The sequence below is a fragment of the Glycomyces harbinensis genome (assembly GCF_900101745.1).
Classification (GTDB): Bacteria; Actinomycetota; Actinomycetes; order Mycobacteriales; family Micromonosporaceae; genus Glycomyces; species Glycomyces harbinensis.
Genome location: NZ_FNAD01000002.1, coordinates 403,151 through 427,905 on the forward strand (window position 1 = coordinate 403,151; position 24,755 = coordinate 427,905).

General features: G+C 69.9%; 21 protein-coding genes. 13 read left to right on the forward strand and 8 right to left on the reverse strand.

Annotation, left to right across the window (positions count from 1 at the left end; genetic code table 11):
- Positions 1-4: 4 nt before the first annotated feature.
- The 3 genes from uxaC to gcvT form a co-directional block, all read right to left on the reverse strand.
- Positions 5-1,492 carry a glucuronate isomerase gene (gene uxaC, locus BLQ63_RS05495; RefSeq protein WP_091029777.1) on the reverse strand — a complete coding sequence of 496 codons (1,488 nt, stop codon included), beginning with the start codon at positions 1,490-1,492 and terminating at the stop codon, positions 5-7.
- Between the two features lie 8 nt (positions 1,493-1,500).
- Positions 1,501-2,811 carry a Gfo/Idh/MocA family oxidoreductase gene (locus BLQ63_RS05500; protein WP_091029780.1) on the reverse strand — a complete coding sequence of 437 codons (1,311 nt, stop codon included), beginning with the start codon at positions 2,809-2,811 and terminating at the stop codon, positions 1,501-1,503.
- Positions 2,812-2,982: 171 nt separating this feature from the next.
- Positions 2,983-4,092, reverse strand: a complete 1,110-nt coding sequence (gene gcvT, locus BLQ63_RS05505; RefSeq protein WP_091029784.1) for a glycine cleavage system aminomethyltransferase GcvT — start codon at positions 4,090-4,092, stop codon at positions 2,983-2,985.
- A gap of 79 nt (positions 4,093-4,171) precedes the next feature.
- Here gcvT and BLQ63_RS05510 point away from each other — a divergent pair, with 79 nt between their 5' ends.
- Positions 4,172-5,629 carry a leucyl aminopeptidase gene (locus BLQ63_RS05510; RefSeq protein ID WP_218125072.1) on the forward strand — a complete coding sequence of 486 codons (1,458 nt, stop codon included), beginning with the start codon at positions 4,172-4,174 and terminating at the stop codon, positions 5,627-5,629.
- A gap of 225 nt (positions 5,630-5,854) precedes the next feature.
- Here BLQ63_RS05510 and BLQ63_RS05515 read toward each other — a convergent pair whose 3' ends face one another.
- Complete coding sequence (locus BLQ63_RS05515) at positions 5,855-6,178, reverse strand: oxidoreductase (RefSeq protein WP_245680856.1); 324 nt, start codon at positions 6,176-6,178, stop codon at positions 5,855-5,857.
- 223 nt (positions 6,179-6,401) lie between these two features.
- On the opposite strand from BLQ63_RS05515, the gene lpdA reads away from it, so the two are divergent.
- The 4 genes from lpdA (at position 6,402) to BLQ63_RS05535 (ending at position 11,414) form a co-directional block, all read left to right on the forward strand.
- Complete coding sequence (lpdA, locus tag BLQ63_RS05520) at positions 6,402-7,790, forward strand: dihydrolipoyl dehydrogenase (RefSeq protein WP_091029795.1); 1,389 nt, start codon at positions 6,402-6,404, stop codon at positions 7,788-7,790.
- A gap of 27 nt (positions 7,791-7,817) precedes the next feature.
- Positions 7,818-9,542 (forward strand): 2-oxoglutarate dehydrogenase, E2 component, dihydrolipoamide succinyltransferase, encoded by a 1,725-nt coding sequence (gene sucB / locus BLQ63_RS05525; protein WP_091029798.1) that lies wholly within the window; start codon positions 7,818-7,820, stop codon positions 9,540-9,542.
- Between the two features lie 218 nt (positions 9,543-9,760).
- Entirely contained in the window at positions 9,761-10,192 is a 432-nt protein-coding gene (locus tag BLQ63_RS05530; RefSeq protein WP_091029802.1) for a hypothetical protein, read from the forward strand.
- A 253-nt stretch (positions 10,193-10,445) separates the two neighbouring features.
- A complete protein-coding gene (locus BLQ63_RS05535; protein WP_091029805.1) occupies positions 10,446-11,414 on the forward strand; it encodes a phosphotransferase in 969 nt (322 codons plus the stop codon).
- Between the two features lie 81 nt (positions 11,415-11,495).
- On the opposite strand, the gene BLQ63_RS05540 is transcribed toward BLQ63_RS05535, so the two are convergent.
- Genes BLQ63_RS05540 through BLQ63_RS05550 form a run of 3 tightly spaced genes read right to left on the reverse strand, consistent with a single transcriptional unit; the run spans position 11,496 to position 12,747 of the window.
- On the reverse strand, positions 11,496-11,990 hold the full coding sequence (locus BLQ63_RS05540; RefSeq protein ID WP_091029809.1) for a WXG100-like domain-containing protein: 495 nt from the start codon (positions 11,988-11,990) through the stop codon (positions 11,496-11,498).
- Positions 11,990-12,322: a WXG100 family type VII secretion target gene (locus BLQ63_RS05545; protein ID WP_091029812.1), complete on the reverse strand. Its 333-nt coding sequence runs from the start codon at positions 12,320-12,322 to the stop codon at positions 11,990-11,992. The genes BLQ63_RS05540 and BLQ63_RS05545 overlap by 1 nt, the downstream gene beginning before the upstream one ends.
- A complete protein-coding gene (locus BLQ63_RS05550; protein WP_091029815.1) occupies positions 12,319-12,747 on the reverse strand; it encodes a YbaB/EbfC family nucleoid-associated protein in 429 nt (142 codons plus the stop codon). Before BLQ63_RS05550 ends, BLQ63_RS05545 begins: the two co-directional genes overlap by 4 nt.
- A 181-nt stretch (positions 12,748-12,928) precedes the next feature.
- Here BLQ63_RS05550 and BLQ63_RS05555 point away from each other — a divergent pair, with 181 nt between their 5' ends.
- From BLQ63_RS05555 to BLQ63_RS05575, 5 genes are all read left to right on the forward strand, one after another.
- Positions 12,929-13,747, forward strand: coding sequence for a class I SAM-dependent methyltransferase (locus BLQ63_RS05555; RefSeq protein WP_091029819.1), 819 nt, complete (start codon positions 12,929-12,931; stop codon positions 13,745-13,747).
- Between the two features lie 82 nt (positions 13,748-13,829).
- Complete coding sequence (locus tag BLQ63_RS05560; RefSeq protein ID WP_091029822.1) at positions 13,830-14,084, forward strand: hypothetical protein; 255 nt, start codon at positions 13,830-13,832, stop codon at positions 14,082-14,084.
- 116 nt (positions 14,085-14,200) lie between these two features.
- Positions 14,201-14,830, forward strand: a complete 630-nt coding sequence (locus BLQ63_RS05565; RefSeq protein ID WP_091030227.1) for a flavin reductase family protein — start codon at positions 14,201-14,203, stop codon at positions 14,828-14,830.
- 55 nt (positions 14,831-14,885) lie between these two features.
- Positions 14,886-16,547, forward strand: a complete 1,662-nt coding sequence (locus tag BLQ63_RS05570; RefSeq protein WP_281187583.1) for an FAD-binding dehydrogenase — start codon at positions 14,886-14,888, stop codon at positions 16,545-16,547.
- A 281-nt stretch (positions 16,548-16,828) separates the two neighbouring features.
- Positions 16,829-19,687 carry a transglycosylase domain-containing protein gene (locus BLQ63_RS05575; protein WP_091029829.1) on the forward strand — a complete coding sequence of 953 codons (2,859 nt, stop codon included), beginning with the start codon at positions 16,829-16,831 and terminating at the stop codon, positions 19,685-19,687.
- Positions 19,688-19,824: 137 nt separating this feature from the next.
- On the opposite strand, the gene BLQ63_RS05580 is transcribed toward BLQ63_RS05575, so the two are convergent.
- A complete protein-coding gene (locus BLQ63_RS05580) occupies positions 19,825-21,081 on the reverse strand; it encodes an amino acid deaminase/aldolase (protein ID WP_091029832.1) in 1,257 nt (418 codons plus the stop codon).
- Between the two features lie 107 nt (positions 21,082-21,188).
- Between BLQ63_RS05580 and BLQ63_RS05585 the strand changes: the two genes are divergently transcribed.
- The 3 genes from BLQ63_RS05585 to BLQ63_RS05595 all read left to right on the forward strand — a co-directional run bounded on the left by BLQ63_RS05585 (position 21,189) and on the right by BLQ63_RS05595 (position 24,723).
- The gene (locus BLQ63_RS05585) at positions 21,189-22,496 is read left to right on the forward strand and encodes a D-arabinono-1,4-lactone oxidase (RefSeq protein ID WP_091029836.1); all 1,308 of its coding nucleotides are present in this window, start codon (positions 21,189-21,191) and stop codon (positions 22,494-22,496) included.
- A gap of 58 nt (positions 22,497-22,554) precedes the next feature.
- Positions 22,555-23,328 carry a pyrimidine reductase family protein gene (locus BLQ63_RS05590; RefSeq protein WP_245680857.1) on the forward strand — a complete coding sequence of 258 codons (774 nt, stop codon included), beginning with the start codon at positions 22,555-22,557 and terminating at the stop codon, positions 23,326-23,328.
- Positions 23,329-23,433: 105 nt separating this feature from the next.
- Positions 23,434-24,723, forward strand: a complete 1,290-nt coding sequence (locus tag BLQ63_RS05595) for an RNA-guided endonuclease InsQ/TnpB family protein (RefSeq protein ID WP_218125074.1) — start codon at positions 23,434-23,436, stop codon at positions 24,721-24,723.
- Positions 24,724-24,755 lie beyond the last annotated feature (32 nt).

Consider the following 24,755-nt stretch of genomic DNA (forward strand, 5'->3'; position numbering starts at 1 on the left):
GTGTTTACTCCGGTTTGGGGAAGGACGAGCGAAGTGAGTCGGTTGGGCGGGGCGACGGGTGCGGGCCCAATCCGTAGATCTTGCGGGGGAGGTTGTAGGCGAGGTCGACGGCCACTTCGGCGGCCTCGCTCTCGGTCATGCGGTGCTCGGCGACCAACCGGGCGAGGTAGGCCGCATCGACCCTCCGGGCCACATCGTGCCGGGCCGGGATCGAGCAGAACGCGCGGGTGTCGTCCACGAACCCTGCCGTGTTGTAGAACCCGGCGGTCTCGTGCACGGCTTCCCTGAAGCGGCGCATGCCTTCCGGCGAGTCGAGGAACCACCAGGGGGCGCCGATGAAGACCGAGGAGTAGCCGCCCGCGAGGGGCGCGATCTCGCGGCTGAAGACCGTCTCGTCCAGGGTGTAGAGCACGATCTTGAAGCGCGGGTTGTTGCCGAAGGCGTCCAGGAGCGGTTTGAGGGCCCAGGTGTAGTTGGTGGCGTCGGGGATGTCGCCGCCGACGTCGCGGCCCCATCCCTCGTACAGCCACTGGTTGTGGTTTCGCTCCGACCCTGGGTGCAGCTGCATGACCAGGCCGTCCTCGACGCTCATGCGGGCGAATTCGACCAGCATGTGAGCGGGCAGGAGGCGGTGCTCCCGGCCTTCCAGATCTCCCTTGAGCGCCTTGTGGAAGATCTCGGCGGCCTTCGCCGGATCGTCGAAGGTGAGGGCGGTCCTGTTGCCGTGGTCGGTGGTGGTGGCTCCGGCGGCGATGAAGTCCTGGCGGCGCTTGCGCAGTGCCGCCAGGAAGCCGTCGAACGTGGAGGTGTCCTCGCCGGTGATCTCCCCCAGCTGCTCGACGCGCTCCTTCCAACCGGGCCAGTCGGGTTCGACCAGGTTGTCGGGCCGGAAGGTCGTGATGACCTTGCCGCCCCTGCCGCCCCAGCGGCGGCCGTTCGCGGTCGGGATCGCTTCGAGCGCCGCGTGGGGTTCGAGCGAGTCGATCGGGGACTCGGTGGTCGCGAGCACTTCGATGTTGAAGCGGTCGAACAGGGCCCGGGGCCGGTAGGCGGGCTCGGTGAGCCGCGCGGAGAGGTGGTCGTAGAACTCGTCGGCGGTGTCGGCGCCGAGCTGCTTGTAGATCCCGAAGACCTCCGCGAAGGTGTAGTCGAGCCACATCTTCGAGGGCGTGCCGCGGAACAGGTGGTAGTGCTCGGCGAAGCGGCGCCAGATCGTGCGTCCGTCCACTTCGGAGGGCTCGCCCTTCACCGAGGGGACGCCGAGCTCGTCCGGGGTCACGCCCTGGCTGTAGAGCATCCGAGTCAGGTAGTGGTCGGGGACGACGAACAGGCGCGCCGGGTCGGGGAACGGCCGGTTCTGCGACATCAGTCGCGGGTCGACGTGGCCGTGCGGGCTGACCAGCGGCAGGTCGGTGGTGCGCTGGTGGATCTCGCGGGCGATGGCCCGCGTGCGTTCGTCGGCCGGGAACAGCCGGTCGGGGTGGAGGCCCATCGAAACCCTTACTGCTTGAAGAGGTCGGCGACCACAACCGGTTGCCCGGTCGCGATGGAGACGTTGGAGGCCAGGCCCGCCGCCAGGGCGTTCACGCCGTCCCGGGCGGTGGCCGAGCGCGCGTGGGGGTCGGTGTCGCCGTCGAAGAGGACGCCGAGCATCCGCGCGTCGCCGCCGCCGTGTCCGGCGCGGTTGTACTCGCCGAGGTCGATCTTGGTCGGCTTGGTCCAGAACGGGTGGACGGTGAGCTCGTACCAACCCTCTTCGGCGGCGGCGTGGGTGCCGTGGATGCTGGCGCCGTTGGGGCCCTTGAGGGCGGGGTTGACGTGGTCGTTCTCGACCACGAGCAGTTCGAGCCGGCCCCGGGTGCCGTTGAAGTGGACCCGGTAGCCCTCCCAGGGCGAGTAGGCGGTGAGCCGGTAGGAGAGCGTGACGCCCGAGTCGTAGTCCACGAGGGCCATCATGTCGTCGTAGATGGTGATGCCGGGGGCGAACACGCTCTGGTCGCGTATGTATCCGTCCTGGTCCTCGGCGTCGAGGTACAGGGTCTTGAGGGTCTCGTTCTCGGCCATGTGGAGCGCGAAGGGGTCGTCGGCGGCCTGCGGGGAGCCGTGGACGCGCTCGTAGCCGCGGTCGTGGCCGTTGGTCTTGCCGTTCTCGCCGTAGAAGGCGAGCTTCCCCTTGGCGAAGGCGCTCACGGGGGCGGCGTCGAGCCACCAGTTGACGAGGTCGAAGTGGTGGCCGGACTTGTGGACGAGGAGTCCGCCGGAGTGCTCGGCCTCGCGGTGCCAGCGGCGGAAGTAGTCGGCGCCGTGGCGGGTGTCGAGGAGCCAGTCGAAGCCCACGGAGGTGATCTCGCCGATCGCGCCTTCGCGCAGGAGCTCGGCGACCTTCTCGTGGAGGGGGTTGTAGCGGTAGTTGAAGGTGACGGTGACCGTGCCCTTCGACGCCGCCTCGGCCTCGAGGATCTGCGCGGCGTGCTCGGCGGTCGTGGTCAGGGGCTTCTCGGAGATCACGTGGCAATCGGCTGCCAAGGCGGCGAGGACGTACTCGTGGTGCGTCGCGTCCACCGAGGTGACGATGACCGTCTGGGGCGCGGTCTCGGCCAGGAGCCGGTCGAAGTCGGCGGCGGCGTACGCGGCGGGGGCCGGGAGTCCTGCGTCCTCGACGGCCCTGACGTGGTGTGCGATCCGCTTGGGGTTGGTGTCCGCCAGCGCGACGAGGCTGGTCTTGTCACCCCGCTCGATGATGGCTCTGACGTACATCGAGGCGCGCGATCCGGTCCCGACGATGGCATAGCGGTGCGACTGGCCTGACATGTGACTCCTTCGTCTGCGAGGTTCTGGTAAACGCTATCTGAGAACCTGGCGGCAGACAAGGCCCGGGTCGATCACAACATGTCGATATCTAGTGCATGCGAAGGGACGCAATGCGACTCGTAGTGCACCGCTGCCCGTCTGGCGGGACCGCCCGCGCGTGCGGGACCGCCGCTAGTGCGGGTCGGCGGCGGTGAACGGCGGCTTCACGACGCGCACCGGCAACCGGCGGCCGCGCACGTCCAGCTCGAGCTCGGCCCCGGGCTTGTACGAGGCGTCCAGGAGCGCCAGCGCGATGCCCTTCTTCAAGGTCGGCGCGTGGCCGCCGGACGTCGTCTCGCCGACCTCGGCGTCGTCGGCGGCGGGGTCGAGCACGGTCATGTGGGCGCGCGGGACGCCCTTGCCGGTGGCCTCCAGGCCCCACAGCCGCCGCTTCGGGCCCTCGGCGCGCTCGGCCGCGAGCGCGTCGCGGCCCCAGAACGCCGGCTTGTCCCACCCGATCGCCCAGTTCAGGCGCGCCTGCACCGGCGTGATGTCCGGGCTCAGGTCCTGGCCGTGCAGCGGGTAGCCCATCTCCAGGCGCAGCGTGTCCCTCGCGCCGAGCCCGCACGGGACCGCGCCCGCGACGAGCATCGCGTCCCACAGGTCCCCCGCGGCCTCGTTCGGGACCACCAGCTCGTAGCCGGTCTCGCCGGTGTAGCCCGAGCGGCAGACGATGACGTCGGCGTGGTCGACCAGGTGCTCGCGGAAGGTCATGTACCCGTGGTCGTGCGGCAGGCCCAGGTATTCGAGGAGGCCCGGCGAGTCCGGGCCCTGGACCGCGATCACCGCGAACGAGCGGTGCGCGTCGCGCACCTCGATCCCCTCGGGCGCGGCCTCGCTCAGGCGGCGCGCGACCTCGGCCGTGTTGGCGGCGTTGGGGATCAGGAAGACCTCGTCGTCGCCGAAGCGGTAGGCGATGAGGTCGTCGACCACGCCGCCGGACTCGTCGAGGCACAGCGTGTACTGGGCCCCGCCGTCGCCGATCCGGTCCAGGTCGTTCGCCAGGCAGCGGTTCGCGAACGCCGCCGCGCCCGGCCCGCGCACCCACACCTTGCCCAGGTGCGAGACGTCGAAGACGCCGACCCGGGTGCGCACCGCCTGGTGCTCGGCGAGCACTCCGCTCGGATACTGGAGCGGCATGTCCCAGCCGGCGAACTCGGCGAACTTGGCGCCGTGGGCCGCGTGGCGGGAGTGCAGGGGCGAGGTCAGCAGCGGTGTTGTGAGCTCAGGCGATTCGGACATGGGACAGAGCTTATCGCGCGTCCCAGTGGCTAGGATCGGAGCATTTGGTCCCCGAAAATCGCACAACGAAGGATGGATCGTGACTGATCTGATCAGCGTCTCCGGCGACTTGGCCGCCGCCGAGGCGGCAGTGCTCGTCGTCGGCGTCTTCTCCGGCGAGGACGCCCCCGAGATCCCCGAGAGCGCCGCGGGCGTCGACGCCGCGTTCGGCGGGCGGCTGGCCCACCAGCTCGCGGCCCTCGGCAACACCGGCGGGGCCTCCTCGCTCACGCGCCTGCCCGCGCCCGAGGGCCTGGCCGCCGAGCTCGTGTACGCGGTCGGTCTGGGCGACGCCGAGGACCTGGACGACGAGACCCTGCGCCGCGCCGCCGGCACCGCCGTGCGGGCCGCTTTCGGCAAGGACTCGGTCGCCATCGCCTTCGAGGGCGACCCCGAGGCGACCGCCGTCGGCGCGGCCCTGGCCGCCTACAAGTTCGAGGGGTACAAGACCGAGGGCAACGGGGACGACGCGCCCGCGACCGTCCAGGTCTACGGCGCGGGCGAGGCGGCCCTGCGCAAGGCGGCCGTGCTCGCCGAGAGCGTCGCGCTCGTCAAGGACTGGGCCGACACGCCCGCGAACCTCCTGCGCCCGCCGACGTTCGCCGTCGAGATCGAGCGGGCCGCGACCGCGGCCGGACTGGACGTCGAGATCCTCGACGCCGAAGCGCTCTCCGCGGGCGGGTACGGCGGCATCCTCGCCGTCGGCGGCGGGTCCTCGGCCGACCCGCGCCTGGTCCGCCTGTCCTACCGGCCCGAGGGCGCGGCCAAGCACGTCGCGTTCGTCGGCAAGGGCATCACCTTCGACTCCGGCGGCATCAACATCAAGCCGGGCGCGGGCATGTGGGACATGAAGGGCGACATGGCCGGGGCCGCGGCCGTCGTCGGCGCCACCATCGCCGCCGCGAAGCTCGGCCTGAACGTGGCCGTGACCTGCACCGTCGCGCTGGCCGAGAACCTGCTCTCGGGCACCTCCTTCCGCCCGTCCGACGTGATCACCATCCGGGGCGGCAAGACCGTGGAGGTGCTGAACACCGACGCCGAGGGCCGCCTGGTGCTCGCCGACGGGATCTCGCGCGCCCTGGAGGACGAGCCCGACGCGCTCTACGACGTCGCGACCCTCACCGGCGGCCAGGTCGTCGCGCTGGGCAAGCGGACCATGGGCCTCATGGGCACCGACACCGAGACCGAGCGGGTGCGCCGCATCGGCGAGGAGACCGGCGAGCACGGCTGGGCGATGCCGTTCCCCGAGGACCTGGTCAAGCTCATGGAGTCCCCGATCGCGGACGTGTCGCAGTGCGCGACCGGCCTCAAGCGGGACGGGCACATGATCCAGGGCGGGATCTTCCTGTCGAAGTTCGTGCCCGAGGAGGTGCCGTGGGCGCACCTCGACATCGCCGGGCCCGCCGACTCGGACTCGGCCTACGGGTACATCAGCAAGGGCGCGACCGGCCGTCCGGTGCGCACGCTGGTGGCGCTGCTGGAGGAGTTCGCGGCCTGAGCAGGAGTGGACGGGGCGCGGTTCGCCGCGCCCCGTTCGCGCACCCGCCCGAGGGCACCGCCGCCTTCAGCCCGGCTTCAGGTTCCCCGAGGCAGGGTTGTTGCCGGGGGCCCTCGCTACTACACGCGAGGGTAACTTCGACCGGTTCGGCCTACTGGCGGCGCTGCTGCTCCAGCTTTCGGCGCGGCGCTCCGCGCTCCGCGGCACTTCGTGCCGGGCCGCGCGTCACAATGCTTTCCTCTCGACGCGCTTACGCGCGTCGAAGTCACGCTTGCGCTGCGGATACCCGGTCTTGGCGACCTCGTACACCGGGACGCTGTACTTGCGTCCCATGGCGAACGCCCCCGCCGGGCCGTCGACCCGGCGCCGCGTCCACTCGCCGTCGTGGGCGACGAGCATGACCGTGGTCTCGGTGACCGTGGTCTTCGGCTCCAGATAGGCCTCGACGCCGGTCCGCGTCTTGATGAAGTCGATGAGGTGGCGCTGGTCCACGTTGTCGGAGGCCCTGTCCAGCGTCCCTTTGCCCTGTTTCTTCTTCCGTCCGAACATGCCCACAGTCGATCCTTCCGCACCCTGCGCCGCGTCGAGTTTCAAGCGTACACACGCGCGATCACGCCTGTGTCCAGCCGCACACGAACATGACTTTCCGAAGCCCCTGCCAAGCGGTTGAATGGTGTTGCACACTCCATTCGATCGGGTCTAGTCGTCCACAGCGCCGCGCCCGGTGGAAGGATGGACCGCGAAACTGATGCATCGTTAAGCAGGGAGAGCTATGAGCGACCCGAACGCAGGTTACGACGTAGTAGTCCTGGGCGGCGGCAGCGGCGGTTACGCGACCGCGTTCCGCGCGGCCGGGCTGGGCATGAAGGTGGCCCTGGTCGAGAAGGACAAGGTGGGCGGCACCTGCCTCCACCGCGGTTGCATCCCGACCAAGGCGCTGCTCCACGCCGGCGAGGTCGCAGACACCACCCGCGAAGCCGATCAGTTCGGCATCCTGGCCGAGTTCCAGGGCGTCGACGTCAAGGCCGTGAACAAGTACAAGGACGACGTCGTCGCCAAGATGTACAAGGGCCTCCAGGGCCTGTTCAAGGCCAACAAGATCGATGTGGTCCAGGGCACCGGCAAGCTCGTCGGCCCCAACGCGGTCCAGGTCGACAACGGCCAGACCCTCACCGGCGCGCACGTCGTCCTCGCCACCGGCTCCTACTCCAAGACGCTCCCCGGCCTGGAGATCGACGGCGAGAAGGTCATCACCTCCGAGCACGCGCTCAACCTCACCGAGCTCCCCCGCCGCGCCATCGTCATCGGCGGCGGCGTCATCGGCGTCGAGTTTGCCTCCGCCTGGAAGTCGCTGGGCGTCGAGGTCGAGATCGTCGAAGGCCTCCCCCGCCTCATCGCCGCCGAGGACGCGGACTCCTCCAAGGCCCTCGAGCGGGCCTTCCGCAAGCGCGGCATCAAGTTCCACACCGGCAAGTTCTTCGAGAAGGTCGTCAAGACCGACTCGGGCGTCGAGGTCCACATCCAGGGCGGCGCGGTCGTCGAGGGCGACGTCGTGCTCGTGGCCGTCGGCCGCGGCCCGGTCACCGCGAACCTCGGCTACGAGGAGCAGGGCGTCGAGATCGACCGCGGCTTCGTCCTCGTCAACGAGAACCTCCAGACGAACGTCCCCGGCGTCTACGCCGTCGGCGACATCGTCCCCGGCGTCCAGCTCGCCCACCGCGGCTTCCTGCAGGGCATCCACGTCGCCGAGCACATCGCGGGCCTGAACCCGGCCCCGATCGACGAGGCGGGCATCCCCCGCGTCACCTTCACCGAGCCCGAAGTCGCCTCCATGGGCCTCAACGAGGACAAGGCGAAGGAGCAGTACGGCGCGGAGAAGATCAAGACGGTCAACTACAACCTGGCCGGAAACGGCAAGTCGAACATCCTCAAGACCCAGGGCTTCATCAAGCTCGTCGCGGTCGAGGACGGCCCGATCGTAGGCGTCCACATGGTCGGCGCCCGCATCTCCGAGCAGATCGGTGAAGCGGAGCTGATCTACAACTGGGAGGGCTACGCCTCTGACGTCGCGTCGCTCATCCACATGCACCCGACCCAGAACGAGGCGATCGGTGAAGCGGCCATGCTGCTGGCCGGCAAGCCGCTGCACGTCCACGACTAAGCACGACTACAGGAGTTGAACGAAACGATGTCGACATCGGTAACGATGCCCGCCCTCGGTGAGTCGGTCACCGAGGGGACTGTGACGCAGTGGCTCAAGAAGGAAGGCGACACGGTCGAGGTCGACGAGCCCTTGCTGGAGGTCTCGACCGACAAGGTGGACACCGAGGTGCCCTCCCCTGTGGCCGGCGTGCTGCTGAAGATCGTGGCGCCCGAGGACTCCGAGGTGGAGATCGGCGGCGAGCTGGCGATCATCGGCGACCCGTCCGAGGCGAACGGCGGCGCCCCCGAGGCGCCGGCGCCCTCCCAGGAGCCGCTCCCCGAGCCTGAGCCCGAAGCCGCTCCCGCCGCGGAGCAGGCCCCGGCACCCGCCGCCGAGGAGGCTCCCGCCGCTTCCGGCGGTGCCGCCGAAGGCACCGAGGTGCTGCTCCCCGAACTGGGCGAGTCGGTCACCGAGGGTACCGTGACGCAGTGGCTCAAGGCCGTCGGCGACACCGTCGAGGTCGACGAGCCGCTGCTGGAGATCTCGACCGACAAGGTCGACACGGAGATCCCGTCCCCGGCCGCCGGCACGCTGCTGGAGATCCGCGTGAACGAGGACGAGACCGCCGAGGTCGGTTCCGTGCTCGCGATCATCGGCACCGGCTCCACCGCTCCGGCCGCCGCGCCGAAGTCCGAGCCGACGCCCGTGGTCAAGTCCGAGCCGGAGCCCGCTCCGGCCCAGGAGGCGGGGTCCCCGACGAAGCCGGCTCCGGCCGCGCCCGAGTCGGCTCCGGCTCCCGCCGCCGCGCCTGCCGCTCCCGCGGCGCCGTCCGCGTCGAAGCCCTCGGGCTCGTACGTGACGCCGCTGGTGCGCAAGCTCGCCTCGGAGAACGGCGTGGACCTCGGCGAGGTCTCCGGTTCCGGTGTGGGCGGGCGCATCCGCAAGGAGGACGTCCAGGCCGTCATCGACGCCAAGAAGGCGCCCGAGCCGGCCGCCGCCGCAGCCCCCGCGCCGAAGGCCGCTCCGGCCAAGGCCGAGGTCAGCCCGCTGCGCGGTCGCACCGAGAAGATGTCGCGCCTGCGCCAGTCCGCGGCCAAGGCCCTGCTCCAGTCGATGCAGACCATGGCCCAGCTGACGACGGTGCGCGAAGTGGACGTCACCAAGGTGGCGAAGCTCCGCGCGGCCAAGAAGGACGAGTTCCTCGCGCGTCACGGCGTGAAGCTCTCCTTCCTGCCGTTCTTCTCGATCGCCGCGATCGAGGCCCTGCAGCAGTACCCGATCGTCAACGCCACCATGAACATGGAGGAGAAGACGATCACCTACCCCGAGGCCGAGAACGTCGGTTTCGCGGTGGACACGCCGAAGGGGCTCATCGTCCCGGTCGTCAAGAACGCCGGGGACCTCAACATCCCGGGCCTGGCGAAGCGGATCGCGGAGATCGCCAAGAAGGCCCGCGAGGGCGGCCTGGCACCCGACGACCTGTTCGGCGGGACCTTCACCATCACCAACACCGGTTCGGTGGGCGCGCTGTTCGACACGCCGATCGTGCCCCTGGGCCAGTCGGCGATCCTCGGCACGGCCGCGATCGTCAAGCGGCCCCGCGTGATCAACGACCCGGACCTGGGCGAGGTCATCGCGGTGCGGTCGGTCATGCACCTGACGCTGAGCTACGACCACCGGCTCATCGACGGCGCGGACGCCGCCCGCTACCTCGAAGCGGTGACCAAGCGCATCGAGGAAGGCAACTTCGAGCACCAGCTGGGTCTGTAAGGCCCGACGTCCGAAGGGGCGCGGCGGATCCGAGATCCGCCGCGCCCCTTCGGCATTCCCGTCACTCGCCGCACCGGGCGCCACCTGCGATTCCGCAACGAAATCCGCACAATGCGTGACATCCTCAATTGAGGACACCTACCCGTAACCGTTCTCTCGTGTCTTCGTTGTTCCTACAACCCACCTTTTGTGACCCCATGCGGAAGTAAGGAACTCGAATGTCGATCGAGTACAACGAACTCCTCGCGATGCTGATGGAGACACGTCCCGAATTCGCCACGGAGCTGTACAACTGCTCCGAAGGGCCCGACCTCCCCGACTACGACTCCATCAGCGTCACCCGCCGGACCATCACCCTTCCCCGCCAGCCGAACCGGCTCCGCGTCTGCGTCGCGGCGGCGTACTCGAAGGACGGCGAGCGGCTGCTCGTGCTGCTCTTCGACGCGGTGCTGGAACCCGATGCGGCGCAAGCCGAGTCGTGGCTCCAGTTCATGACGGACGCGCAGCGGGCACTGAGCTGCATGGTCGCCTTCGTGGTCCTGTGCCGGGACGCGAAGACGGCGCACTGGGCCCTGGCGTACAGCGAGGTCGGGGACATCGGCTGCTATGTGCTGCCGGTGGTGATTCCATCCTTGCTCGCGAACGCCTAGAATAGAACCGGTCCCTCGCCGCCGTCCCCACCACGGCGGTGAGGGCCCCTCTCGTTCCAGGGTCCCCAGAGGCCCGCGGCCCGCTCGCATTCCGGGGTCGCCTCGGTCCCGCGGACCGCTCGTTCCAACGTTGTCGGACCCCCGGGGCACCATTGAAACCGGGGCCCCGAAACACCGCCGCCAGGGGCGTCGCCCCTGCCCGCGAACCCGGAAACCACTTGCCCCGCAACCGCCCGCCGCCGACAATCTCCCCATGCCAGCTTTCGACCCGACGGTCCCTTACGACGCCACCGCGGTCCGCGCCACCTGGGAGACCCTCCCGGTGTTCGTGCGAGACCGCGTCATCGACGAGCTCGGCGGCGAGCCCGCCGAGATCCGCATGGCGGGCGGCGGTTTCAGCGGCGGCTTCGCCGCCCGCGTCCGCGCCGAGTCCGGCGCCGAGCTCTTCGTCAAGGCCGCCGGGCCCGACATGTCCTTCGCCCTCGCCGCCTGCCGCCAGGAGGCGCGCGTCAACCCCGCACTGCCCCAAGGCGTCCCCGCGCCGAGGCTCGAGTTCGCGGCCGACTTCGACGACTGGGCCGTCCTCGGGTTCGAGGCGGTCGACGGCCGCGCTCCGACGCTGCCGATGCTCCCGCGCGACCTCGACCTCATGCTCGACGCGTGGGCCGACGCCGCCGCGGCCCTCACACCGGCGCCGCAGGCGCTCCTCGACCTCGGCGTGAGCGCCGACCCGATCGACGACAAGCTCAGGCGGTTCACGTGCGTCGCCGCCGGGACGGCCGACCCGTTCCCGCTGCCGCCGGCCCTCGAAGGGCGCGTCGACCGGCTCGCCGAACTCGACGCGGGGATCGACGACGCCATGGCCGCCGACGCGGTCATGCACTTCGACCTGCGGCCCGACAACATGATCGTGGGCGCCGACCGCGCCTGGATCTGCGACTGGAACTGGGTCCAGGTCCACGCGCCGTGGTTCGACACGGCGTGCTTCCTGGTCGCCGCGCACGGCGACGGGCACGACGCGGACGGCCTCTTCTGGAGGCACCCGACGTCGCAGGGCGTCGCGCCCGAGCAGCTCGACACCGGGCTCGCCGCGATCACCGGCTACTACCTGTCCCAGGCGGTCGATCCGCCGATCCCGCAGGTCTCGCCGTACCTGCGCCGGCACCAGCGCTGGAGCGGCCTGGCGGCCGCCGACTGGCTGGCCCGACGCCAGGGCTGGTGAACGGGAGCCGAGCGGCTCATCGCCCTGGAAGCGGTCCGGCGTCTCGGTGACGAGCTCGTCGCCGCTCCGCCTTGGCGGTTCCTAGGCTTCCATCAGCTTCGTGATGACCTGGTCGATGATGCCGCCGACGATCCTCCGGGCGATCTGCTGGAAGATCGGGATCTGCGCGAGGGACGCGCCGAAGGTGAACGCGGCCTGGGCGATCGCCAGCGCGATCTGCACCGCGAGGATCGCGAGCTGCACGATGATCATGATCTTGAGGGTCAGCACGATGACCGAGGCGACCATGAGGCCGGACCCGCCGATCATCGCGCCGGTAGCGCCCTGGGTGAGGGTGTCGGCGGGGCCGTCCTCGCTCTCCCACCACGCCTTGAACGCTTCGATGTCCTGGCCGATCTGGTCGGCCCACGCCTGCGCGGCGTTGGTGGTGGCCTCGCTCTCGATGTCGGAGAGCTTGCCGCTGAGGTCCTGCCAGGCCTCGCCGGTCTGCATGAGCATGTCCTCGTTCGACGAGGGCCACTCGTAGCCGAGGATGCCGAGGAGGGTCGCCAGCTCGGACGGGATCATGAGCGCCATCAGCCCTTGCCCCCCATGTCGCTCTGGAAGGTCTTGAAGGCCTGGGCGATCTCCTCGTCGGCGGCCAGGTGCTGGATCGCGAAGTCCTGCACGTCGAATCCGGCGTCCTTCATCGACTGCGCCGCTTCCTGGAAGCACTCCATGGCGGCCTCGTAGATCGCCTGGTGCGCGTCGCCGATGAGGCCGCCGATCTCGTCGCCGCCGCAGGCGTCGCCGATGCCCTCGATCGTGGACCGGAACTCCTCGAGGACGGTGTTGAAGGTCTCGGAGGTGCCCTCGATGTTCTTGCCCGCCTTCTCGAGCTCGTCGGGGGTGATCTGGAGGCCGCTCATGGGCGCTCACGCCCTTCGCTCGCCGCGCGCAGCACGCCGGCGTGGGTCTCGGTGAGGCTCGACATGAAGCTCTGGAGCTGCTTCGCGGACTGCTGCTGGATCTCCTCGAGCTTGGCGGAGAGTTCGCCGAGGTCGACGTCGGCGGGGGCGGCGGCCTGGTCGCGCGCAGCGTCGAGCGCTTCGTTGACGGCCCTGGTGATCTCGGCGGCCAGCTGCGCGGGTTCGAGCCGATAGGCCCGGACGTTGGTGATCTCGACGGTCACCTTGCCGTTGAGGGAGGCGGTCGCGATGACGCGGCCGTCGGCGGCTTCGGCCTGAGTGGTCTTGTCCGCGATGGCCTCTTGGGCCTGCTGGCCCGCTTTCACGGCGTCGAGCGCCTGCCCGAGCGCGTCGCCGATGTTCGATGGATTGGGGCCATTGGTCATGATATCCACTTTCGTCGGTCATGGGTCACCCATCGCCCATAGGGGCGATACGCGAGTGTATCCGTCGGGAGCGCACGTCAATGTGGCAAGGGTGTGAACTGCAAAGATCCTGGCCAGAAACATCTCTCAAAATATGGAATCCTTCTCCCATATGATAGAACCCGATCGGTAAGGTCTCCCCATGGCGAAAGAGCATGCGACCTACATCCACGGCCACCACGAATCGGTCCTGCGGTCCCATACCTGGCGGACCGCGGAGAACTCGGCGGCCTACCTGCTGCCGCAGCTGCAGGCCCACCACCGAGTGCTCGATATCGGCTGCGGCCCCGGCACCATCACCGCCGATCTGGCCGAGATCGCCCGCGAGGGGCACGTGACCGGCGTCGACTTCGTGGCGGACATCCTGCCGAAGGCGGCGAAGGAGGCGGCGGACCGGGACCTGTCCAATGTCGCCTTCGAGCAGGCCGACGTCCACCGGCTCCGGTTCGACGACGACACCTTCGACGTCGTCCACGCCCACCAGGTGCTCCAGCACGTCGGCGACCCGGTTCAGGCGCTGCGGGAGATGCGCCGGGTCGCGAAGCCCGGCGGCGTGGTCGCGGCGCGCGACAGCGACTACGCGGCGTTCACCTGGTTCCCCGAACTGCGGGGGCTGGACGACTGGCTCGCACTGTACGAGCGGGTCGCGCGGGCGGGCGGCGGCGAGCCGGACGCCGGCCGGCGGCTGAAGGCATGGGCGCTGCGGGCCGGCTTCGACGAACCGCAGGTCACCGCGACCTCCTCGACCTGGACCTTCGCGGACCAGAACGACCGGGAGTGGTGGGGAGGCCTGTGGGCCGAACGGTCGCTGCACTCCGACTTCGCCAAGCAGGCCGTCGCGGGCGGTTTCGCCACAGCGGAAGCGCTGCAGGCGATCTCGGGCACCTGGACCGAGTGGTCGGTCGATCCGGAGAGCTGGCTGATGATCCCCCACGGAGAAATCCTCTGCCGCGTCCGGTGACGAGGACGGAACTGTCGGTGGTCGTCCCTACACTTGCGGCACCGAGGCCGGCGGCCTCGGCACAACTGCACGGGAGGACTCGATGGAAGCGACCGAACGTCCCGAACTCGACCGTCTCGCCGAGGCCATCACGGCCGTGGCCGGCATCCGCGAACGCATCCCGCTCACCGACCTGCTCCGCGAGATGGCCCTGAACATCCTGATCCTGGCCCGCATCGCATCGAGCCGGATCGCAGACGGCCGAGACCGAGAAGAAATAGAGTCGGCCACCGACCACCTGGTGAGCGGCCTGCGCCACGCCGCCTGGCAGCACCCGCACCCGCCGCCGAACCCTTGACGCTCCGGCGGGCCGGCGGCGTCGGCCCGCCGGCCGAACGCCGCGTCGTTCGGTGGCCAGCGGTTCGGGCCCGGGGCGGGTTGGGTTGAGGCCTTCCTTTCGGGTTGGAGGCCCTCGTGCATGTGAATCTGGATCTCAAGGTGCTGTACTTCGGAACGCCGGTGGTGCTGATCGGTACGCGCAACGCGGACGGGTCGGCGAACCTCGCTCCGATGTCCTCGGCCTGGTGGCTGAAGCAGTCGTGCATGATCGGGATGGGGAACCGGTCCAAGACCACCGAGAACCTGCTGCGGGAGCGGGAGTGCGTGCTCAATCTGGCCTCCGCCGACATGGCCGCAGCCGTCGACCGGTTGGCGCCGTTGACCGGCACGTTCCCGGTTCCGCAGGCCAAGGCCGCCAAGGGGTATCGGTACGAGGCCGACAAGTTCGGGGCGGCCGGGTTGACGCCGCAGGCCTCCGAGCTGGTCGGCGCTCCCCGGGTCGCCGAATGCCCGATCCAACTCGAGTGCGTCGTCGACGCGGTCCACACCTTCGCGGAGACGGCCAGCGCCGTCGAGGTGCGGGTGGTGCGGGCGCATGTCGAGGAGCGTCTCGTGATCCCCGGGACCGACCACGTCGACCCGGTCGGGTGGGACCCGCTGATCATGAAGTTCTGCGAGTTCTTCGGCCGCGGGGAGTACGTGCACCCCTCGCGGCTCGCCGAGGCCTGGCGGATGCCGCACCAGGGTTTGACACCGACCGGTTGACGCGGGGTCGCGGTCCTGATATACCTCCCCTACGCGTCAGTAGGCGCCGTATCTGCTGCTTGGGAAGGCGCGGGCGATGGACAGCGACGTCATCGTGGTCGGAGCGGGATTGGCCGGGTTGACGGCCGCCGCCGAGCTGGTTCGGCTCGGGAAGACCGTCACACTGCTGGACCAGGAGGGCGAGCAGTCCCTCGGCGGCCAGGCGTTCTGGTCGTTCGGGGGGTTGTTCCTCGTGGACTCCCCCGAGCAGCGCCGCATGGGCGTCAAGGACTCGCACGATCTGGCCTGGCAGGACTGGCTCGGGACCGCCGGGTTCGACCGGCCCGAGGACGAGTGGCCCCGCAAGTGGGCCGAGGCCTATGTCGACTTCGCCTCCGGGGAGAAGCGGGCTTGGCTGCACGCCATGGGCGTTCGGTTCTTCCCGGTGGTCGGCTGGGCCGAGCGCGGGGGCTACACGGCCGAGGGCCACGGGAACTCCGTGCCGCGCTTCCACATCACTTGGGGCACCGGCCCGGGCGTCGTCGAGCCGTTCGCTCGGCGGGTCCGGCGGGCGGCCGAGGACGGGCGGCTCCAGTTGAAGTTCCGCCACCGGGTCGACGGTCTGACGGTGACCGACGGGGTCGTGACCGGGGTGTCGGGGACGCTCCTGTCCCCCGACGAGTCGGCGCGGGGCGTCTCGACGAACCGGGAGGCCCTGGGCGAGTTCTCGCTCGGCGCCGAGGCCGTGGTGGTCACCTCGGGCGGCATCGGGGGGAACTTCGACCTGGTGCGCGAGGCCTGGCCCGAGCGGCTCGGGAAGGCGCCGAAGCGCCTGATCTCGGGGGTGCCCGCGCATGTCGACGGGCGGATGCTCGGGATCGCCGAGAGTGCCGGGGCGAGCCTGATCAACCGGGACCGGATGTGGCACTACACCGAGGGCATCGAGAACTGGGATCCGATCTGGCCGCATCACGGCATCCGGATCCTGCCGGGGCCGTCGTCGCTGTGGCTGGACGCGACGGGGAAGCGCCTGCCGGCGCCGCTGTTCCCGGGGTTCGACACCCTGGGGACGCTGGAGCACATCATGACCACGGGCCACGAGTACACGTGGTTCGTGCTGACGCAGAAGATCCTGGAGAAGGAGTTCGCGCTCTCGGGCTCGGAGCAGAACCCGGATCTGACGGGCAAGAACGTGAAGCTGCTGCTCAAGCGGGTGCTGCCGGGCGCTCCGGGCCCGGTGGAGGCGTTCAAGAAGCACGGTGCGGACTTCGCCGTGGCCGCGACACTGCCCGAGCTGGTGGCGAAGATGAACTCGATCACCGGGGAGAATCTGCTGGACTTCGCGACGGTGAAGACGGCGGTCGAGGCCCGCGACGCGGAGATGTCGAACAAGTTCACGAAGGACTTGCAGGTCACGGCGTTGCGCGGGGCGCGGAACTACCGGGGCGACAAGCTGATCCGGGTGGCGACGCCGCACCGGCTGCTGGACCCCAAGGCCGGGCCGCTGATCGGGGTGCGCCTGAACCTGCTGACACGGAAGACCTTGGGCGGCTTGCACACCGACTTGGACGGGCGGGTGCTGCGCCCGGACGGGGAGCCGCTGCCGGGCCTGTTCGCGGCCGGTGAGGCGGCCGGGTTCGGCGGCGGCGGGATGCACGGGTACCGGTCGCTGGAGGGCACGTTCCTGGGCGGGTGCCTGTTCTCGGGGCGCCAGGCCGCGCGGGGGGTCGCGAAGTAACCGAATGCGCGTTCAAACGCATACCGTCCCAAAGCATCCGGGGGTGTCCGGTTCGTCCTCGACGTGCCTGATGGGCCTTGCGGCGGCAGTCTAAGGTGGGCGATAAGCGGCCTTCCTCACCCGCGAAACCGAGCGCTCCTCGCTGACCGGGTGTGTTCCGCTAACATCCAAGATTCTGCGGGTGTCCGCCGAGCCCTACACCACTCTCGGCGGTGCTCGCCGAAGCCGACTCGGGGCCGCGCACCGAGGACCGGCACCTCACAACTCGTGGATGGTTGAGCATGAGCGACTATTACCGCCCCAACCCGGACCCCTCGGCCAAGCCGCCGAACGCGTTCCAGGGCGGGAGCGCCGGTCCGACCGGACCCGCAGGCCGCGCCGTACCCGGCAGGCCCCCCGCCCCCATGGGCGCTTCACCGGGTCGGCCCATCGGGCCCGCCGGGCCCGGAGTGCCGGTCGGGCCCGGAGCGCCGGTGAGCCCCGGAGCCCCCGCGGGCGGCTACGGCGACGCCTCCGGGAGCGCGCCTGTGCGCGGCAGCGTCGGCCGGGCCTCGGTGGTCGGGGCCGCACGCCCCAAGCCCGAGGCGGGCGCGACGGGCCCGGGCCGCAAGAAGAAGAAAAAGAAGATGTCGACGCGGCGGCGCCGCGTCTATGCGGCCCTCATCATGGTGTGCCTGATGATGCTGGGCGCGATCACCGTGGCCGGGTCCTGGTTCTTCGAGAGCGTGCCCCCGCCCGAGGACCTCGCGTTCGGCGAGTCCACGACGTTCACCTACAAGGACGGCTCGACGCAGGTCGCGGGCTACGGCGAGTACACCCGCAAGCTCGTCGACGATTTCGAGGAGCTGCCCGACCAGGTCATCTGGTCGCTGCTGGCGCTGGAGGACAAGGACTTCTTCGAGCACGAGGGCGTGGACTACAAGGGCACCATGCGGGCCCTGGTCAACAACATCACCGGCGGCGACACGCAGGGCGCCTCGACCATCAGCCAGCAGTACGCGGGCATGGTCTCGGCGATCCGCGACGACATCTCCTACGGCCGCAAGGCCAAGGAGGCCGTCATGGCGATGAAGCTCGAGCAGCAGTACTCGAAGGAGGAGATCCTCCTCCACTACCTGAACCTGAACTTCTACGGCCGCGGCACCTACGGCATCGAGGCCGCCGCGCAGACCTGGTTCGGCGTGGGCCTCGAGGAGCTCACCTGGGGCCAGGGCATGATGCTGGTCATGCAGGTCAAGGCCGGTGACGGCTCGTTCGACCCGCGGATCGCCGCGGAGGGCAGCACGGCGCCGGTGGACCGCTGGACCCACGGCATGGAGACCTTGCTCACCCTGACCGACGACCTCAACGACGAACAGCTCGCCGCGGTCCAGGCGGAACTGGACGCCGGGATGCCCGAGACCCTCGACGCCCTGAAGAACCCGGGCTCGTGGGGCCACGACACCCCCACCGGCTTCATCACCAACCCCACCGACGGCTACGTCTGGGACGAGTTGGAGAGCCGCTACGGCCTGACGCAGAACGACTTCTACGGCAAGGACGAGAACACCGGCGGCTACACCGTCCAGCTCACCATCGACCAGGAGATCCAGAACGTCGCCTACGAGACCGCCAGCCGAGGCGACCTCAAACGCCAGAAGGACGGCGACAACTACGTCGACGACAACGGCGAGGTCGTGACCGAGCGGGCCGAGGCCGCCGAGTACGTGAACGACGACGGCTTCTTCGAGTTCGAGAACGACAACGAGGAAGCCGCGCTCTACGAGTACAACCCGTCGATGGCCGACGCCGTGGTGGCCGTCGAACCGGGCACCGGTCGCGTCCTCGGCTACTACGGCGGGGACAACGGCCTCGGCATCGACAAGGCCGGCATGGAGAACCCGCACCCGCCCTCGTCGACGTTCAAGATGGTCACCGCGGCGACGGCGATCAAAGAGGGCGCCTCGATCGAGTCGTGGTGGAACTCCGACTCGCCGCGCGAGTTCGAGGGCCGGGAGACGCCCGTCTCCAACGCGGGCCGGACCGAGAACACCGACATGACGCTGACCGACGCGGTCCGCAACTCCCGGAACACGCCGATGTACGCGATCGCGGAGAAGTGGGGCGCGACGACGATCCTGGAGACGGCCATCGAGATGGGCCTGCGGTCGATGCAGAACACCGGCAACGGGGACATCTACCGGTTCTACATCGAGAGCGACGGCACCATCACCTACTCGGTGCACAACACCGTCGAGTTGGAGGACGGCTCCTTCGTCACCGACGTGAACGGCAACATCGACCCGCTGGCGTCGGTCAACGGCTACGACGACAACGAGAACCCGGTCCGCACCCCCCTGGACCTGGAGGACCCCCGCAGCCCGTTCGACTTCGAGATCGGCTTCGGCCAGTTCCCGACCTCGGTGCTGGACATGGCGAGCGTCTACGCGACCCTCGCCAACGACGGCACCTACAACGAGACGCACTTCGTCGAGGCCGTCTACGACCGCGACGGCAACAAGGTCGAACCGGTCCGCGGCCTGGAGGAGACTCCGGCGCTCGACGTGGACATCGCACGCGACCTCCAGTGGGTCGGTTCGGAGATCGACGGCGACGGCGGCGCGATCGACCGGCCGTACACCGGCAAGACCGGCACCTGGGAGGCCACGGCCGAGGGCTACGACGACGCCAACGCCCACACCTGGTACATCGGCGCCATCCCGCAGCTGAGCATCGCCACGTGGGTCGGCAACGCCACGGCCGAGTCGGCGCCGCTGCTGAACAAGGAGGGCGGCACCGACAACCTCTTCGGCGGCACCCTGAGCTATCCGGTCTGGAAGCAGTTCATGGAGGGGGCCATCGAGGTCAAGGACTACGAGTCCGAGGGCTGGGAGCCGGTGACGATCCATCCGGGTTCGGCCATTGTGGACGACATCGTCAACGAGGACGGCACCATCGACGCCGACAGCCCCTACTGCGCCCTGAACGCGGGCGACTCCCGCTGCGGGAACCAGAACCACGGCGGCGGTGGCGGTGGCAACAACGGCGAAGAGTGCGACGCGATGTCCGAGTGGCTGGGCCTGTGCGAACCCGGGGGCGGCGGCGGTGGCGGCGGCAACGGGAACGGCAACGGCAATGGCGGCGGTGACGACGACGACTGAGCCGCGGCGCCGCGTCTGAGCGATGACGTGCGAGGGCCCGGCGGGACGGTGAGCGTCCCGCCGGGCCCTTCCGTCGTCACCGGCACCGCGGTCAACGCGGCACCGCGGTCAAGACACCGGCGCGCTTCGCAAGGCGCTCAGGCGAAGGCGCGGCCCTCGCCGCGGTACGTCGGGACCTCGTCCACGACCTCGCCGCCCGAGACGAGGTGGATCGAGTTGACGCGCTCGGCCAGCTCGCCGGCCTTGGCGTGGCGCATCCACACCCGGTCGCCGATCGCGAGTCCGTCGGCGGCCTTGCCGCGCAGGGGCGTCTGGACCTCACCGGCGCCCTCGGTCTTGGAGTAGCGCATCCCGGCGGGGAACGTCGGCTTCGGGAGCCGGTCGGGACCGGGCACCCCGGAGGCGATCCAGCCGCCGCCGAGGGCGGTCACCATCCCCGGGCGCGGGCGCCTGACCACCGGGAGCGCGAAGAACGCGGCCGGGATCGGGCGGATCGACCGGTACCCGTCGAACAGCGCGGGCGAGTACAGGCCCGAGCCGGCCGCGATCTCGGTGACCGACGGGTCGACGGCGGTCGAGATGACCGAGCCGGTGCCGCCGCCGTTGACGAACTCGAGGTCGGCGACGCTGCGGACGGCGGCGACGGCCTCGCCGCGGCGCTCGGCCAGTTCGGCCTTGGAGATCCGCTGCATCAGCCGCACCAGCGGATAGCGCAGGGCCGTGGCGCTGAAGGCGTCCTGGATGCCCGCGATCTGCCCTTCGTAGCCCATGATGCCGACCAGGTCGACGCCCGGGCGCTTGTCGATCTCGTGCGCCATCTCGATGGCCTGCTCGGGCGTGTGCACCGGCGACCGGTGAGCGCCGAGGTGGACGCGCCCGCCGAGCAGTTCGAGGGAGACGTCCAGCTCCAGGCACAGCCGCAGCGGCCGGGACGGGTTCGGCGCCACGTGGCGCTGCAGGAAGTCGAGGTGCTCGACCGAGTCGACCATGAGGGTGATGCGCCGCGCCAACTCGTCGTCGCCCGCGAGCGCGCGCAGCGCGTCGGTGTCGGCGGTCGGATAGGCGACCACGATGTCCCCGAACCGCCCGTCCTCGTCGTCGCCGGCGAGCCACAGGGCCTCGGGGAGCGTGTAGCCGAGGACCCCTTTGAACCCCGGCTGCCCCAGGGCCCGGCGCATGAGCGCCCGGGACCGCAGCGATTTGCTCGCCAGGCGCAGCGGTTTGCCGATCGCGTTGCGGCGCAATATGGCCGCGTTCGTGTCGAAGGCGGCGAGATCGACCACGGCGAACGGCGGCTGGAGACCCCTGGTGGCGCGGCCCAACTCGGCGAAGCGGTGGTCGAGGCCGCCGAGACCGGGCGGGGCATCGGTCCTCGTAACTCCCTGATAGCCCATCCGACTTCCCTTCCGCAGGTCATGTGGGGTTAGATGAAAGCTACCGTGAAGTACACCTCATCTTCAAGCGGAGTCGGTAAGGGAGCGCCGTTATGGGAACTGCCGCGATGGGATCCTCGCCCTGGCAGAACTGGTCGGGCACCGAGAGCGCCGAACCGGCGCGCACCGTCAGACCCGGCAGTGCCGACGAACTCGCCGACGCGGTGACCGCCGCGGCCGAGGACGGCCTGCGCGTCAAGGCGGTCGGCGCCGGCCACTCCTTCAGCGGCATCGCCGTCCCCGACGGGGTGCGCCTCGACCTGGGCGCGCTCGACCAGGTGGTGTCGGTCGAGCAGCGCACGGGCCTGGTGACCGTGGAGGCCGGGATGCCCCTGTGGCGGCTCAACGAGATCCTCGACGCGCACGGCCTGGCCCTGGAGAACATGGGCGACATCGACCGGCAGACGATCTCCGGCGCGATCTCGACCGGGACGCACGGAACGGGCGACCGGTACCGGGGTTTCGCCTGGCAGGTCAAGGGTTTGAAGCTGGTCCTCGCCGACGGCTCGATCGTACAATGTACGGAGTTCGAGCGGCCGGAGCTGTTCGCCGCCGCCCGCCTCGGGCTCGGCGCGATCGGCGTGATCACCGAGGTCACGCTCCAGTGCGTCCCGGCGTTCCGCCTCAAGGCCGTCGAGCGGCCCGAGCGGTTGGACGCGGTGCTGGAGGGCCTCGACGAGCTCGTGTCCGAGAACGACCACTTCGAGTTCTACTGGTTCCCGCACACCGAGCGGACCCTGACGAAGCGGAACAACCGCTACGCGATGTCGGAGCCGAACCGGTCGCCGAGCGCCCTGTCGTACTGGTGGAACGAGGGTTTCACCGAGAACGCCCTGTTCGAGGCGAGCAACCGGGTCGGCGCGAGGTTCCCGGGGATGGTGCCGGGCCTCAACCGGCTGGCCGGGCGCGTCTGGAGCGCCCGCGAATACACCGACGTGTCGCACCGGGTCTTCGCCTCGCCGCGGTCGGTGGTCTTCCGTGAGATGGAGTACGCGCTGCCGCGCGAGGCCCTGCCGGACGTGCTGCGCGAACTCAAGCTGACGGTCGAGCGCGAGGACCACACGGTCTCGTTCCCGGTGGAGGTGCGCTTCGCGGCCGCCGACGAGATCTGGCTCTCGACGGCGCACGGGCGCCGGACCGCGTACGTGGCGGTGCACCAGTACCACCGGCACGACCACGAGCGGTTCTTCGCGGACTGCGCGGCGATCTTCGACGCGGCCGAGGGGCGCCCGCACTGGGGCAAGATGCACTCGCTGGACGCGCAGGCGCTGACCAAGCGCTACGAGCACTTCGAGGACTTCCTGCGGGTGCGCGGCGAGACCGACCCCGACCGCCGCTTCGCGAACCCGTACCTGGACCGGGTCCTCGGCCCCTGACCCGGCCGGGCCGCGTCGCCGGCGACGGGTTGTCGGTCCCGTGGGCTAGGTTGTGGCCGTGGCACAGGTGCGGTACCGAAAACTCGATGAACTGACCGACGACGAGGTCTACGCGGCGTACGAGCCGCCCGAGCCGGACTGGCTGCGGGTCAACTTCGTCTCCAGCGCCGACGGCGCGGCGACCCTCGAAGGGCTCTCCGGCCCGCTCTCGGGTGCGGAGGACAAGCGGGTCTTCAAGGTCCTGCGGGCGCGCTGCGACGTGCTCCTGGCGGGTTCGGGGACCGTGCGCGCGGAAGGGTACGGGCCGCTGGTGCTCTCGCCCGATCGCTCGGCCTGGCGCCGGGCGCGGGGCCTGCCGGAGGTGCCCGTGATGGCGGTCGTCTCGCGCACGGCCGCGCTCGACCCGGCCGCGGGGATCTTCACCGAGGCGCCGCGGCGTCCGATCCTCATCGTCCCGGCGGACCTGCCGTCCGACCGCACGGCGCCGTTCCGGGAGGTCGCGGACGTGATCGCGCTCGGCACCGGCGCGGTCGACCTCGCCGCGGCCGTCGCGGCCCTGCGCGAGCGGGGCCTGCGCCAGATCCTGTGCGAGGGCGGGCCGCACGTGTTCGGGGACCTCATCGCGGCCGACCTGGCCGACGAGCTCGACCTGACGCTCGCGCCGAAGCTGGTGGGGCCCGGGCCGATCCGCATCGCCGCGGGCCACGGCGACGCGGCGGGCGAGCGGCCCGCGGCCTCTGAGGCGATCCCGCTCGAGCTGCGACACGTCCTCGAAGCCGGAGGCAACCTCATCCTGCGCTACGTGCGTTCCTCCCGGGGCTCCGCTCTTTGAGACGGGGTCGTACGACGCCGGTCGCCCGCCCGAACGCCTCATGAAGCGGGACTGGTCGAACCGCAGGTCTGTATGGCTGTCGTACCCGTCGCCTAGGGTTTCGGTGTGCTTCTCCGGTATCGATTCCGCCTCTACCCGACGCGCCCACAGCGCATCGCCTTGTCGCGGGCGTTCGGGTGCGCGCGGGTGGTGTTTAACGACACAGTGGCCGCGAGAAGACTCGCCCACGCGGAGGGCCTTCCGTACCCGACCAGTGCAACGCTGTCGAAGCGTTTGATCACCGAAGCGAAGCGCACCCCGGAGCGGGCGTGGCTGGGCGAGGTATCAGCGGTGGCGCTTCAGCAGGCCCTGGCGGACGCTGATCAGGCTTTCAGGAACTTCTTCGCCTCGCTCAAAGGCCGACGGCAAGGCTCCCGGATGGGGCCGCCGCGGTTCAAGCGCCGCACTGGCACGCAGTCGATCCGGTTCACTCGCAACGCCCGGTTCGAAGTGTTGGCCAACGGAAGGCTTCACCTGCCGAAGGTCGGGGATCTCAAGGTCGCGTGGTCGCGGGACCTGCCCTCCAAGCCGTCCTCGGTCACCGTGCTCATGTCGCCGACCGGGAAGTACTACGCCAGTTTCGTCGTCACCGTCGAGGACGGGACCGACTTCCCGGGCCTGCTTGCCGACCCTGAAGCAGAGACCGGGATCGATCTCGGGCTCAAGGACTTCGCGGTCCTTCGCGGCGGCAAGGTCATCGAGAACCCGCGATTCTTCGCCCGCCTGGAGCAGAAACTGAAGAAGGCACAGCGGGCCTTGTCCCGCAAAGCCAAGGGATCACAGAACCAGGCGAAGGCCCGTCTGCAGGTCGCGAAGATCCACGAGAGGGTCAAACAGGCAAGGTCCGACTGGATCGACAAGCAGGTCAAGACGATAGTCGCCGAGAACCAAGGCATCTATGTCGAAGACCTGGGAGTCAAGAGCCTCTCGCGCGGTCGGCACTCGAAGTCAATTCAGGACGCGGCGTTCGGGATGTTCCTGACCCGGCTCGAGTCCAAAGCGAATAGGGCCGGGCGAACCTTCGTGAGGGTCGACCGGTTCTTCCCCTCCACGCGCCTGTGCTCGGCGTGCGGTGCGCTCACCGGCCCGAGGGGGCTGGAGGGCCTGAAGGTCCGGGCCTGGGCGTGCGGGTGCGGGGCGTTCCACGACCGTGACGCCAACGCCGAGATCAACATCCGCCGCGAAGGCAAGCGTATGGTGGCCGAGGGACACTCGGACACTCGAAACGCCTCTGGACAGGACGTCAGACCAGGGACACTTGGCAGACCTGGAAACCCCCGAAAGGGGAAGAACGAGGAACCCGACCGTAGCCGGTCCGCGACTGCGGACCGCAAGCCGGGAATCCCCGCCCATTGAGAGCGGGAAGGATGTCAAGTGCGAGGATCAAG